This is a genomic window from Sporosarcina sp. GTC18466 (genome assembly GCF_055389225.1).
In genome coordinates, this window is the sequence record NZ_AP044037.1 from 850,058 (window position 1) to 863,067 (window position 13,010).

General features: G+C 48.8%; 13 protein-coding genes. 2 read left to right on the plus strand and 11 right to left on the minus strand.

The annotated features are described in order from the left end of the window. Positions 1-26: 26 nt before the first annotated feature. Positions 27-1,724, plus strand: coding sequence for a M3 family oligoendopeptidase (locus ACZ5FK_RS04285; RefSeq protein WP_464806675.1), 1,698 nt, complete (start codon positions 27-29; stop codon positions 1,722-1,724). A 45-nt stretch (positions 1,725-1,769) separates the two neighbouring features. On the opposite strand, the gene ACZ5FK_RS04290 is transcribed toward ACZ5FK_RS04285, so the two are convergent. From ACZ5FK_RS04290 to ACZ5FK_RS04310, 5 genes are all read right to left on the minus strand, one after another. Then, positions 1,770-3,263: a GGDEF domain-containing protein gene (locus ACZ5FK_RS04290; protein WP_464806676.1), complete on the minus strand. Its 1,494-nt coding sequence runs from the start codon at positions 3,261-3,263 to the stop codon at positions 1,770-1,772. Between the two features lie 181 nt (positions 3,264-3,444). Beyond that, the gene (locus ACZ5FK_RS04295) at positions 3,445-5,124 is read right to left on the minus strand and encodes a formate--tetrahydrofolate ligase (RefSeq protein WP_464806677.1); all 1,680 of its coding nucleotides are present in this window, start codon (positions 5,122-5,124) and stop codon (positions 3,445-3,447) included. Positions 5,125-5,164: 40 nt separating this feature from the next. After that, a complete protein-coding gene (locus ACZ5FK_RS04300; RefSeq protein ID WP_464806678.1) occupies positions 5,165-6,151 on the minus strand; it encodes a zinc-binding dehydrogenase in 987 nt (328 codons plus the stop codon). A 133-nt stretch (positions 6,152-6,284) separates the two neighbouring features. Further along, complete coding sequence (locus tag ACZ5FK_RS04305; RefSeq protein WP_464806679.1) at positions 6,285-6,776, minus strand: helix-turn-helix domain-containing protein; 492 nt, start codon at positions 6,774-6,776, stop codon at positions 6,285-6,287. An 86-nt stretch (positions 6,777-6,862) separates the two neighbouring features. Continuing rightward, entirely contained in the window at positions 6,863-7,348 is a 486-nt protein-coding gene (locus tag ACZ5FK_RS04310) for a dUTP diphosphatase (protein ID WP_464806680.1), read from the minus strand. Between the two features lie 94 nt (positions 7,349-7,442). On the opposite strand from ACZ5FK_RS04310, the gene ACZ5FK_RS04315 reads away from it, so the two are divergent. Beyond that, positions 7,443-7,829: a sigma-w pathway protein ysdB gene (locus ACZ5FK_RS04315; RefSeq protein ID WP_464806681.1), complete on the plus strand. Its 387-nt coding sequence runs from the start codon at positions 7,443-7,445 to the stop codon at positions 7,827-7,829. Positions 7,830-7,841: 12 nt separating this feature from the next. Here ACZ5FK_RS04315 and ACZ5FK_RS04320 read toward each other — a convergent pair whose 3' ends face one another. The 6 genes from ACZ5FK_RS04320 to dnaI form a co-directional block, all read right to left on the minus strand. Next, positions 7,842-8,132, minus strand: a complete 291-nt coding sequence (locus tag ACZ5FK_RS04320) for a DUF1294 domain-containing protein (RefSeq protein ID WP_464806682.1) — start codon at positions 8,130-8,132, stop codon at positions 7,842-7,844. A gap of 125 nt (positions 8,133-8,257) precedes the next feature. Next, entirely contained in the window at positions 8,258-8,617 is a 360-nt protein-coding gene (rplT, locus tag ACZ5FK_RS04325; RefSeq protein WP_464806683.1) for a 50S ribosomal protein L20, read from the minus strand. A 54-nt stretch (positions 8,618-8,671) separates the two neighbouring features. Continuing rightward, on the minus strand, positions 8,672-8,872 hold the full coding sequence (gene rpmI, locus ACZ5FK_RS04330) for a 50S ribosomal protein L35 (protein WP_464806684.1): 201 nt from the start codon (positions 8,870-8,872) through the stop codon (positions 8,672-8,674). A gap of 32 nt (positions 8,873-8,904) precedes the next feature. Then, entirely contained in the window at positions 8,905-9,411 is a 507-nt protein-coding gene (gene infC, locus ACZ5FK_RS04335; protein ID WP_464807358.1) for a translation initiation factor IF-3, read from the minus strand. Positions 9,412-9,781: 370 nt separating this feature from the next. Then, complete coding sequence (gene thrS, locus ACZ5FK_RS04340) at positions 9,782-11,719, minus strand: threonine--tRNA ligase (protein WP_464806685.1); 1,938 nt, start codon at positions 11,717-11,719, stop codon at positions 9,782-9,784. Between the two features lie 345 nt (positions 11,720-12,064). Continuing rightward, a complete protein-coding gene (dnaI, locus tag ACZ5FK_RS04345; RefSeq protein ID WP_464806686.1) occupies positions 12,065-13,009 on the minus strand; it encodes a primosomal protein DnaI in 945 nt (314 codons plus the stop codon). Position 13,010: the final 1 nt, after the last annotated feature.

Below are 13,010 nucleotides of genomic sequence, written 5' to 3' on the forward strand. Positions count from 1 at the left end.
ATTATGACAATACGGGGGATGCGTCCATGCTGACATTTGAAGAATACCAATACACCCGTCCTGAAATGGATGACGTGAAGAAAGAGTTCCATGCATTGCTGGAACAGTTCCGCAACGCACAATCATACGAAGAACAGAATGATGTAATGGAGAAGATCAACGCAATTGGAAGCGATTACTCGACACAGGCAAACCTTGTCTATATCCGTGCTTCGATTGATACAAACGATGAATTCTATCAGGCGGAACGTGATTATTTCGACCATATCAGCCCAGAATTCCAGGAGCTGGAGACGGCCTATTACAAGGAGCTTGTCTCAACACCGTTCCGCAAGCAATTGGAGGAAAAATGGGGCTCCCAGCTTTTCGCCCTTGCGGATAACGCCATCAAGTCATTTTCGCCGGAAGTGCTCCCGCTCTTGCAGAAGGAAAACAAATTGACATCCGAATATGCGAAGCTAGTCGCCTCCGCGCAGATCGAATTTGACGGCAAGACACTGACACTCGCACAGCTCGGACCTTACATGGAATCGACATACCGTGATGTTCGAAAAGCGGCCATGGAAGCGAACTATTCGTTCTATGAAGGCCATGGCGAACAATTCGACCGCATCTATGATGATCTTGTGAAATTGCGCCATGAAATCGCAACGAAGCTCGGCTTCAGAAACTTCGTGGAACTAGGCTACGCACGGATGAACCGGATCGGATACGATGCTTCGATGGTCAAGAACTTCCGGGATCAGGTGCGGGATCATCTTGTGCCGCTAGCCAATCAGCTGTATGACCGCCAGGCAGAGCGGATTGGCGTGGACTCGCTGAAATTCTATGATCAGTCACTGAATTTCCTGTCGGGGAATGCAAAGCCGAAAGGATCCGCCGACTGGATTCTTGAAAACGGCAAAAAAATGTATGACGAACTGTCGCCCGAAACGGCTGAGTTCTTCAAATACATGACTGACAAGCATCTGCTTGACCTGGAAGCGAAAAAAGGGAAGGAATCGGGCGGCTACTGCACATTCATCGATAACTATGATTCGCCTTTCATCTTCTCGAACTTTAATGGGACGTCCGGAGATATCGACGTGCTGACACATGAAGCGGGCCATGCGTTCCAAGTCTATTCCAGCCGGAACATCGGCATTCCTGAGTACATGTGGCCTACCCATGAAGGTGCGGAAATCCACTCGATGAGCATGGAATTCTTCACATGGCCTTGGATGGAACTGTTCTTTAAAGAGGAGACGGAGAAATACAAATTCGCCCACCTCTCAAGCGGTCTTCTCTTCTTGCCATACGGCGTGGCAGTCGATGAATTCCAGCATATCGTCTATGAGAATCCGGAAATGACGCCGGATGAGCGGAAAGCCGCGTGGAAGGATCTGGAGAAGACCTACTTGCCGAAGCGCGACTATGACGGCATCCCGTATCTCGAGGCAGGCGGCGTCTGGCAGCGTCAAGGACATATTTACGAGTCCCCGTTCTATTATATCGACTATACACTTGCCCAGATCTGCGCATTCCAATTCTGGAAACGCTCCCTGGAGGACCGGGAAGATGCATGGAAAGATTATTTGCATCTTTGCAGACTTGGCGGATCCAAATCCTTTACAGAACTCGTCAAGGAAGCGAATCTCATTTCCCCGTTCGAAGATGGCTGCGTGGAATCAGTCGTCGGGGCGGCACGCACTTGGCTTGATAATGTAGACGACAAAGCACTTTAAAAGAAAATGCCATGCTGTCCGCCGTCCGGATCAGCATGGCATCTTTTACATCGTTACACATTGGTCTTTATGAAAGATACTAAACCTGTTTTTACCGTTTTCCTTTGATATATAAAGCGCCTTATCCGCCTTTTCATATAACGTTGCGAAGTCATCACCTTGTTCTGCATGGGCGACGCCGATGCTGACGGAAAGACCGATATCATTGGCCGCCGTAAACTCCTTCAATCGCTCATTTGCCTCGTAAAGGATTGCTTCTGCTTTTTTCCGCACAACGTCATCTTCTCCCGTTTTGAGAAGTATCAAGAATTCATCTCCTCCCACGCGGGCTGCAACATGCGGATGACACGCAACCTCCTCAATAGACAAGGCTGCCAGCTTCAAGATTCGGTCACCTTCCCGATGACCAAGCTTATCATTCACGTTTTTGAAATTATCCAGGTCGATCATCAGCAATGCCATAGGTGTGCCGCGCTTTCTTGCACGGTTGAATTCGGCCTCGAACGCCGCCCGGTTCCTCAGGCCGGTCATGCTGTCATGGAAGGCAAGATGTATCGGCTGTGCGACAAGTTTCCCGATTACAAACGATAGAAAGACCGATGCTGCAAGGATGATTGCGAGCTGGGAAATGAACTGGTTTTTATAGGAGTTCAGCAAGCCTTCCAGCGCCGAGTTGTTGTAGACAATTTCCACAACCCGGTTTGTCGAGTAGCCCCTTTTCTCTTCCGCTTTATAAGGTATGTATCGATATGTCAAATCATGGCCATCTTTTGTAACTGGCATCTCTTGCGGAATCCCGCTTGAATTCACTTCCTTGAACATGGAGAGGAAAGGTTCTTCTATTTTCTTATGGTCAAAGTTCTGAGTACGATGGCCAAGTAAAAATCCCCCTGAATTGTATACACTGATGTTTTCAATGATGTCATACTCGGTTACAAGCTTCCGGCTCTCGCCCAAAAAATTGAATGTCTTGAAGATGTCCTGGTCTTCCAGCGAAACGGCCAATTCAATTAGATAAGCATGATCAGGAGTCGGCATGTAGCTAAACTTTTTAATTTCTCCTGTCTTTGATTGGATATCCATGCCGTCATGGCTGAAAGCATCCCCATTCCTTCTCTCATCCAAGAGCTTGGCAAACTTGCTGCAGCATTCATTGAAGTCCAGTCCGACATCGTAACTCAAGTTGCTGTAAATTACAGTGTTCTGATCGTCCAGAATGAAAATATCCAATCCCGTGTCGCTGCTGAGCTTTTCAAAATCCCATAATGAGAAGTCATTCTGTTTTTCATACTGATCAACCAGTCTCAAAGATATATCCTTCATCATCCCAGCCATATCATCCTCAAACAGGCCGTATGCTTTGTCAATGGCCGAAAGGCTGCCGATGATTTTATCTTCCGCCATCGCGATTTGGGTCGCTTGTCCAAGCAGGACGTTTTCCCGTAGTTTCTTGTAATCGAACGCAGCGATGATAAAGGAAAGCAATAATGAGAACAGGATGAGGATCACAGTCAGTTTTGTCCTGAAATTCCTCGCCAAACTTCCATCTCCCCTAACAATGAACTATGTATTCAAATTCCATTATAGACCAATTGAAGGAGTAACACTATGCATATGGACCTATTACGTTGCAAAACGGCATAACACTTCACAAAATCGCCATGAAAGTGCAGAAAAAAAGTGCGCCAATTACTCGCGCACCTCTTTTCCTATTTCACTGTTACATCAAGCCAACCGCATTGCCGTTCTCATCGATTCCCATATTGAGCGCAGCAGGCTGTTTTGGCAGTCCCGGCATCGTCATAATATCGCCTGTCAGGCATACAAGGAAGCCCGCTCCAAGTTTCGGGATGATCTCCCGGATGGTAATGCTGAAATCGGATGGGCGTCCGAGCTTCTTCGGATCATCCGAGAAGGAATACTGGGTCTTCGCCATACAGACCGGCAAAAGGTCCCAGCCGTTCTGTTCAATCGCCTTCAAGTCTTTTACTGCCTTATCCGTTAGGATGATGCCACTCCCGCCATATACCTTCTGTACAATGGCAGTGATCTTATCAAGAACCGGCTGCTCCACTTCATAGATCGGCGCAAAATCATTCGGCTCCTCCAGAATGGCCATCACTTCTTTGGCTAGATCGAGTCCGCCTTGGCCGCCTTGCCCCCAGACATCTGTCAAAGCAGCTCTGACCCCTCGCACCTTGCACCAAGAAAGGATATAGTCCAGCTCCGCTTTCGAATCTGTGATGAAACGGTTCAGAGCGACGACAGGCTGAACGCCGAATGTCCTGACTGTCTCAAGATGCTTTTCCAAATTGACGATTCCCGATTCAAGCGCTTTGACATTCTCCGAGGCGAGGTCTTGCTTTGCGACACCTCCATGCATTTTCAGCGCTCGCACTGTAGTGACGAGGACTACTGCGTCAGGCGCAAAGCCTCCTTTCCTCGCCTTGATATCCATGAATTTCTCTGCACCCAGATCAGATCCGAAACCAGCTTCCGTCACGACGACATCCGCAAGCTGCCGGGCAGTATTTGTCGCGATGAGTGAATTGCACCCGTGCGCAATATTCGCGAAAGGACCGCCATGGATCAATGCAGGTGTTCCTTCGATCGTCTGCACAAGATTAGGCTTGAACGCCTCTTTCAGCAGCAGCGCAAGAGCCCCTTCCACGCCAAGATCCCTTACTGTGACCGCTTCCTTGTCATACGTATAGCCGATGACCATTTGGGATAGCTTCATCTTCAGGTCTTGCAGGCTTGTCGCAAGACAGAATACGGCCATGATTTCGGAAGCGACGGTGATATCAAATCCATCTTCACGCGGAACGCCTTGGGCTGGGCCTCCAAGCCCGACTGTCACATGACGGAGAGCCCGGTCATTCATATCCAGTGCGCGCTTCCAGGTGATCCGACGAGGATCTATGTTCAACTTGTTCCCTTGATGGATATGGTTGTCGATCAGCGCACTGAGGGCGTTATTCGCAGTGGTGATCGCGTGAATATCGCCATTGAAGTGAAGATTGATCTCTTCCATCGGGAGAACTTGGGCATAACCGCCGCCGGCTGCCCCGCCTTTGATGCCCATTACTGGCCCTAGGGACGGCTCCCGGAGTGCCACCATGGATCTTTCGCCAAGCCTGCCTAAAGCATCGGCTAGACCAACTGTCACTGTCGATTTACCCTCTCCCGCCGGTGTCGGGCTTGTCGCTGTGACAAGCACGACTTTTCCAGCAGCTGTCTTCGTTCCTAGTTTGTTGATATCGATTTTTGCTTTGTAACGGCCATACGGCTCCACCGCATCTGCCGGGATTCCCGCCTCTTCCGCTATTTCTGCAATCGGTTTCATGATCGCTTGGGAAGCGATTGTCAAATCAGTCAATGGCATCGTTTTTTCAGTCATTCCCATTTCCACCCTTCCACTGTGACTTTATAGTAATTTCTTATGCTTCCGGCATTACAAGCGCAATCTTACCGAACTGTTCGTTCTGCTGAAGGCGTTCGAATGCCTCCTCTGCCTTTTCAAGAGGATATGCCCGATCCAGAATGGGGCGGATCGAATGTGCTTCCATGAACTTCAGCATTTCCCGCAGCTCTTCCCGGCTCCCCATCGTTGAGCCGAACAGTTTGTACTGGCCATAGAAAAAAGAACGCAGATTCAAATCCACATGGTCTTCCGTCGTTGCTCCGAAAACAACGATACGGCCTCCCTTTTTCAGCACATCAAGCGAACGGTTGAATGTCGCCCGTCCAACACTTTCGATGACCAGATCGATTTTTTCGTCTTTCAGATCGCGAGGCCAATCGGAAGATGTGTCAATGGCCCGGTCTGCTCCGATTTTCAAAGCGCGCTGCCGTTTTTCTTCACTTCTTGACGTAACAATCACACGGGCGCCAGCCTTCTTTGCGAACTGGATCAAATACGTGGCCACTCCGCTTCCCGCCCCAGGAATAAACACGGTCTGGCCTTGCTGGAGACCCCCCTGCGTGAACATCGCGCGGTACCCGGTCAGCGCAGACAGCGCAACGACAGAAGCTTCCTTCCAGTCCAAATTTGCCGGCTTCCTTTCAAGCTGTTCAGCTGAGATGGCGATCTTTTCGGCAAATGTTCCGTCGTCCGGCATCCCTAGAATATCGAACCCATCCGGAGGCGCATCACTTTTTTCGAACCAATTGAGAGACGGGTTGATAATGACTTCATCACCCGCTTTCCAGCCACTCACTTCTTCCCCGACCGACTCAACGATTCCCGCCCCGTCCGATCCGAGAACTAGCGTTTCTTGGGAGGACCCTCTCCGTGCAGGTATATACAGATCTCGCCTGTTCAGTCCCGCTGCCTTGAGTGCGACTACCACTTCCCCCCGGCGTGCTTCAGGTTCAGCGACCTCTTCCACATGAAGTCCGTCTTTTCCGTGTATGTACGCTTTCACAGCCACATCCCCTTTCTTATATAGATCCTCATCCTATCCCTATCATACCTCATCGTCTGCCAATTTCATATTGTTGTAATTAGCAAAAAAACTGTCTTTTCTTCCCTGATGGGAGAAAGGACAGTTCGTAAAATCACAACCAGCGCTTCTTAATCTTCGCTAATTCAACAAGTTCCAATAAATCTTTTTTCGGCAAATCGACAACTAACGAAAGAAGTTCTCGTTCCGCGAGCCTTCTTCCTCTGCCGCTCCGGTAGCGCTCCTTATTTTCAGCGTCGATTTGCGTGTAAAGGGCAACCGTAGCGTCAGAAGCCGACTCTTCTTCCTTATCAATCGCCAATTGCTCACGCAACCGCTCATACAACGAGTCGGTGGATGCGGTATTACCGGTAAAAGCCTTGGAAGTCCGCGGATCGCCTAAGATCAATTCATCTGTCGATACATTGAATCGTTCCGAAATTTTTGCAATCCACGCGGCTGACGGAGCATTCTTTCCTTTCTCCCAGTCTTTAATACGGCTTGCAGAAGTACCGATTGCAGACCCGAATGCCATCATCGATAATCCCCTTTGCTCACGTAAAGCCTTCAGCCTAATACCAAAGTCTTCTTTACTCCATTCGTTCACGGTGATGCCTCCTCCTATTTACATACCTATATCATATTTTCAATTAGGCCTGTCTGTCAATCTTAATTTATTTTTCTATTAAGTAATTAGTATCCTTCCTGTTGGCGTATGTAATTCTTCTTGTTTTTCTTCCAGTATGCTTCCTCTATATCATCGGCAGAAAAAGATAATTTTGAAGCTATAGCACCATAATATATCCACACGTCTTCATAATTTTCCAACGTCGGATTCTCCAGAAATAGATGGATTGCTTTATTCGTTTTGAGGAAGATTTCTGTTAAAGTTCCTTCCTGTTCACCTGCCGGCCATTCTTTCATATCGTCAAATCCCTTTTCAATTCCCAGCGACAGAAGGAAATGGATGGAATCCACATATTCCTCTTTTATAATATGAGCGGGCGACGGACCTTTATGGCTCCAAAACTTGAAGCACCGCGTCTCATTCGCGAGTTCCGCCAGTTCTACAAGCAAGGCAAGTCCTTTATCTAAAAATCGGTTAGCGCTAGGTTCATGGTTAGATTGGATATATGCATCCAGTTCACGCTGTTTTTCGAATAAAGATGTCAGTTCCATAATAAAACCTCCGGAATTTTAATTTATCTTGAAACCAAACTTCCCTCTCATCCGTATAAGAGGGACTACTTCTATGCATAAGGGGTTGCAAGCCATGGTAATGCTATTGATTCGAGCTGTCGTCATCTTATTGATCATCTATCTATTTTATCGCGGGATCCGCTATTTGACGGATCCGAAGCGCAAGCTTGATGATGCGTTTGAGCAGGAACAATATTATTTCTATGATGACGTGAAGAATGTCAGGAAAAACTTTTTCATCACATATAAAGGCGCCCTGTTTGAAGGGGAGAAGTATCTCGGAACGACTGCCGATTCCTTTGATGTCGTCTCCATCTTTGCATGGGTGAAGGATGAATCAAAACTTCAAGGATTCACGAAAGACGACTTTCGTTTTCTTGAAGCCGAAATCAAATCCAATTATCCAAATGCCGAGATCAACTGGAAGAATCCAATTGAGACATTGATGAAAAACCCGTAAGCCGAGCGGGCCTCAACTATTGAGGCGGCCTGGCATAAAAAAACCGGCTAGGTAGAATATCAACGCGAGGTCTAGTAAAGCGAGCATCAGGAAACCGACCCGGAAAGACGTGTGCAATGTCTTGTGGCGGAACATCTGCATTCCAAAATATGCACCGATCCCGCCGCCGGCTATGGCAAACAGCCAAAGTGTCTTTTCCGGAGTCCTTCTCTTCTTTCGTTTCGCCTGCCGTTTGTCGTAACCCATCAAAAAAAATGTCCAAATGGAACAGAATGCAATCCATGTCAGTAATAATTCTTCCATACATATCCCCCCTTTCCTATAGTACTGTTTATAAGGCGGGTGCGAAAGGAAAATTTTTATCATCTACGACAAAAGCGCCTTCCATCCGGCTAGCCGGGGGAAGGCGCTTTTGTTAGGCAAAATTATTATTTTGCTACAGATTTCTTAGCTGTATCTGCAAGCTGAGCGAATGCAGCAGCATCTGTTACTGCAAGATCTGCAAGCATCTTACGGTTCACGTCAACGCCAGCCACTTTAAGGCCGTGCATCATTGTGCTGTAAGAAAGGCCGTTCATGCGTGCAGCTGCATTGATACGAGCGATCCAAAGTTTGCGGAAGTCGCGTTTCTTCTGGCGGCGGTCACGGTATGCATAGTTCCAAGACTTCATGACCTGCTGGTTTGCGACTTTGTATAGTCTATGTTTCGATCCAAAATAGCCTTTAGCTAGTTTCAATACTCGGTTACGGCGCTTGCGCGTCACTGTTCCACCTTTTACGCGTGGCATAGTTCATTACCTCCTGAGATTCCTCTAAAAATGTTGGTTCCCGCTTAGGGAGTCTTACTTCATGTATGTGATCATTTCACGGATGCGTTTATAGTCGCCGGAAGAGACAAGTGCTGCTTTGCGAAGATGACGCTTCGCTTTTGTCGACTTGTTCGCGAAAAGGTGACTAGTGTAAGCACGGCCGCGTTTCACTTTACCGGATGCAGTTTTCTTAAAACGTTTTGCGGATCCGCGGTGAGTTTTCATTTTTGGCATGATCTGTTCCTCCTAAATCGTTCAATCGTTCGTTACTTCTTGTCTACGGTCGGTGCAAGTATAAGGAACATGCTCCGTCCTTCCATCTTTGGCTTGACCTCAACCGTAGAAACTTCCTTGCATGCTTCAGCGAAACGGTCAAGTACCCGCTGCCCGATTTCCTTGTGCGTGATCGCACGTCCGCGGAAACGGATGGATGCCTTCACTTTGTCGCCAGCTTGCAAGAATTTGATGCCGTTGCGAAGCTTCGTCTGGAAGTCATGTTCATCAATCGTAGGGCTGAGCCGCACTTCTTTGATGTTGATGACCTTTTGGTTACGTCTGACTTCACGCTCTTTCTTCTGCTGTTCGAACTTGAATTTCCCATAGTCCATTACACGAGCTACTGGGGGCTTGGCTTGCGGAGCGACAAGGACGAGGTCCAGATTCGCACGGGCTGCGATATCAAGCGCTTCGTTGCGCGATTTGATTCCAAGCTGATCACCGTTGTGGTCAATCAGGCGAAGCTCGCGGGCACGGATGCCTTCGTTTACGTACATGTCTTTGCTAATAGTAATCCACCTCCGGATATTGTCTCGCGAATACACGATTTTGGGTTTGCCGCCTGAACAGGCTTCGGAAAAGCGCCGGAAGGGCCGGCACAAAAAAGGGGCAGACAAACCGGAGAACCGATCGTCTGCCCGCATATGTGTACGCGCATCCGCATGCGCGGCACGTTCACTTTGTGTCTTACCTGACAACAGCTAGGATAGCGTCGTTCAGGTGAGAAGCGGGCAGCCTCTTCTTCCACCACAACCTGTATTCATTAACCTTATTAATAGTACCACGATTCTTTTTAAAGGTCAATTGTTTATTTCATAATCTACTCTAATTCAAGTTGGCGCTCTTTTTAATCGCTTGCCTTCATTGTTACTTCTTATTCTCCACAACATCCCGCAGCTGCGCGAGGAAGTCCTCGAAAGGCATGCTTTCAGAATTCTGTTCGCCGTATTTCCGGACATTCACTTCACCAGATTCGACTTCTTTGTCGCCGAGAACGAGCATGAATGGCACTTTTTGGACTTGCGCTTCGCGGATCTTGTAGCCGATTTTTTCGTCACGGCTATCGAGATCGACACGGAATCCTGCATTGACGAGTTTCTCGCGCACTTCAATGGCATAGTCGAAATGGGCTTCCGGCGAGACAGGGATGACTTCCACTTGGACCGGTGCGAGCCATGCCGGGAATGCGCCTTTATATTCTTCAATCAAGAAAGCGACGAACCGTTCCATAGTGGAAACGACTCCGCGGTGGATGACGACCGGACGGTGCTGTTTGCCATCTTCTCCGATATAAGTGAGATCGAAGCGCTCAGGCAGCAGGAAGTCAAGCTGGACTGTTGACAGAGTCTCTTCCATGCCAATCGCTGTCTTCACTTGCACGTCAAGTTTCGGACCGTAGAATGCAGCTTCGCCGTCCGCCTCGACATATTCGAGCCCCATGTCGTCCATCGCTTCTTTCAGCATGCTTTGCGCCTTTTCCCACATTTCATCGTCATCATAGTACTTCTCTGTATCTTCCGGGTCACGGTAAGAGAGCCGGAAGGAGTAATCATCGATATTGAAATCTTTGTAGACATCGATGATCAGCTGGACAGTGCGCTGGAATTCCTCTTTGATCTGATCCGGCCGGACAAAGATATGCGCATCATTCAACGTCATGCCGCGGACACGCTGAAGGCCGGAAAGGGCTCCAGACATCTCATAGCGGTGCATAGTGCCAAGCTCAGCAATCCGGATCGGCAAATTCCGGTATGAGTGGATGCCGTTCTTATAGATCATCATATGGTGCGGGCAGTTCATGGGACGCAGCACCAGGTCCTCATTGTCCATGCTCATGACCGGGAACATGCCATCCTGGTAGTGATCCCAGTGGCCGGATGTCTTATATAATTCGACGCTGCCGAGAACCGGCGTATAGACGTGGTCGTAGCCGAGCTTCTCTTCTTTGTCGACGATGTAGCGCTCGATCACGCGGCGGATTGTTGCGCCTTTCGGGAGCCAGAGCGGAAGTCCCTGTCCGACTTTCTGCGAGTTTGTGAAGAGCTGGAGCTCCTTGCCGATTTTCCGGTGATCGCGCTCTTTCGCCTCTTCCAGAAGGCGGAGATGTTCCTGCAGCTCGTCTTTCTTGAAGAAGGCAGTTCCATAGATCCGCTGGAGCATTTTGTTGTCCGAGTCGCCTCGCCAGTAGGCACCCGCGATGCTGAGCAGCTTAAACTCCTTCAGTTTCCCGGTGGATGGGACATGGACGCCGCGGCACAGGTCAAAGAATTCGCCTTGCTCATAGATGGATACCTGCTCCCCTTCCGGAATGGCTTCCAGAAGTTCAATTTTATAAGGATCGTCAATCTCCTTGAACCGTTTCTCCGCTTCCACGCGGGAGACGTCGTGGCGGACGACCGGCAAGTTTTCGCCGATGATCTTTTTCATTTCCTTCTCGAGTTCCGGCAGGTCCTCTGCAGTGATCGGAACCGGCGAATCAATATCATAATAGAACCCGTTATCAATGACCGGACCAATCCCAAGCTTCGCATCCGGGAATTTGCGCTTTACAGCCTGCGCAAGAAGGTGGGCAGTACTATGACGCAAAATTTCAAGCGCTTCCGGTGATTGTGGTGTGATGATCGCAATGTCTCCATCCTCTTCAATCGGTGTTTTCAAGTCGATCAGCTTGTCGCCGATTTTACCGGCAAGTGCGCTCTTTTTAAGGCCAGGACTGATGGACCCGGCCACTTCTTCTGTCGTTGTGCCTTTCGGGAATTCCTTAACAGCCCCATCAGGGAATTTTAATGCGATTTGTTCAGACATAGTACGACACTCCTTTTCAGTAATTTTCCGGAACGCAAAAAAGCCCCGTCCCTATAAAGGGACGAAGCTGCAGCTCGTGGTTCCACCCTTCTTCCTTCCTCCCGCATTACACAGAAAGACGAAGCTCTCGATCGGCTAACGGGCCGGTACCGTCAACGGTTACTGATGTTCACCGCTGCTGCTCCAAGGCGGTCAAGCGAATATCAATCCTGCGGGGCTTCCAGCCGATGACCCCGTTCTCTGTAAGGTGATAAGTCGCAAGTTGTCCTCTTCCATGCATTTCGTATTAAGTGATTATTCATTAGTATAAGGAATCCATCAGCGAAAATCAAGGGTTCTTGTCGATTAGTTCCGTCTCCTGTTTTTTCCGCGAAGTACAATCGGCACACTGACAGTCCGAATCCGTTCCATCAGTCTGGCGGCTTTCACTTCCTCTTTTTCGCCGCGCTGGGAGTACGTCAGATGATGCTGCAATTCATCCGGCGTGAAATTGGACGTGAAGAATGTCGGCAATCCTTCGGCCATGCGATATTGAAGAATGGTGCCAAGCACTTCATCCCGCGACCATGCCGACATCGATTCTGCACCAAAATCGTCAAGCATGAGGACAGGCGCCTTCTTTACAAAATCGATCTTCTCGTTCAACGTCTGATCTTGGATGGACTGTTTCATCTCCCTGAGGAACTCAGGAATATAGACGATGACTGTGCGCACTTGCCGATTTGCTAGCTCGTTCGCAAGAGCACCGAGAATATAGGATTTTCCTGTGCCGAACGGTCCGTGTATATATAACCCTTTTGCCGGAAGCTCACCGGTTTCCACATATTCATTGACGAAGCGTGCGGCAGCATCGACGACATTCAGTCTGCTGTCATCGTGCAGAAGATCGATATCATGAAGGCGCGCTGCCAAGACATCCTTCGGCATATGCATACTTTCAATCATTCTGGCTACTTGCCGCTTTTCATCGTCAACCTGCTTGTTCGGGCATTTGATATAGTCAAGGTCGATGAAGCTGCCGGTAAATACAAGCTTCGGTTCAAACCCTTTCATGACATTGATGCAATCGTCCAGATTCGGACATTTACCGCATTTATGCGAAGCGGTGACGTATTCATACAGTTTTCCTAGACTTCTGTCGACAACCTGTTTATCGACAGTCTGCGAGTTGTCATCTAAAAACCGCTGCACGCCTTCGTCTTCAAGGATTTCATTTCGCAGCCGGTCATACCGTTCCGCAAGAGCTGGGGCATTGATGACCCGTTTCATCGTATTTCCAATCGGCTCCATA

What these genes read in the sequence shown, in the direction of transcription:
- ACZ5FK_RS04285 (WP_464806675.1), top strand. Translation starts at nt 27, where the DNA reads ATGCTGACATTTGAAGAATACCAATACACCCGTCCTGAAATGGATGAC.
- ACZ5FK_RS04295 (WP_464806677.1), bottom strand. Translation starts at nt 5,124, where the DNA reads ATGACTGAAAAAACGATGCCATTGACTGATTTGACAATCGCTTCCCAA.
- ACZ5FK_RS04310 (WP_464806680.1), bottom strand. Translation starts at nt 7,348, where the DNA reads ATGGAACTGACATCTTTATTCGAAAAACAGCGTGAACTGGATGCATAT.
- ACZ5FK_RS04315 (WP_464806681.1), top strand. Translation starts at nt 7,443, where the DNA reads ATGGTAATGCTATTGATTCGAGCTGTCGTCATCTTATTGATCATCTAT.
- ACZ5FK_RS04320 (WP_464806682.1), bottom strand. Translation starts at nt 8,132, where the DNA reads ATGGAAGAATTATTACTGACATGGATTGCATTCTGTTCCATTTGGACA.
- rplT (WP_464806683.1), bottom strand. Translation starts at nt 8,617, where the DNA reads ATGCCACGCGTAAAAGGTGGAACAGTGACGCGCAAGCGCCGTAACCGA.
- rpmI (WP_464806684.1), bottom strand. Translation starts at nt 8,872, where the DNA reads ATGCCAAAAATGAAAACTCACCGCGGATCCGCAAAACGTTTTAAGAAA.
- infC (WP_464807358.1), bottom strand. Translation starts at nt 9,411, where the DNA reads ATGTACGTAAACGAAGGCATCCGTGCCCGCGAGCTTCGCCTGATTGAC.
- thrS (WP_464806685.1), bottom strand. Translation starts at nt 11,719, where the DNA reads ATGTCTGAACAAATCGCATTAAAATTCCCTGATGGGGCTGTTAAGGAA.
- dnaI (WP_464806686.1), bottom strand. Translation starts at nt 13,009, where the DNA reads ATGGAGCCGATTGGAAATACGATGAAACGGGTCATCAATGCCCCAGCT.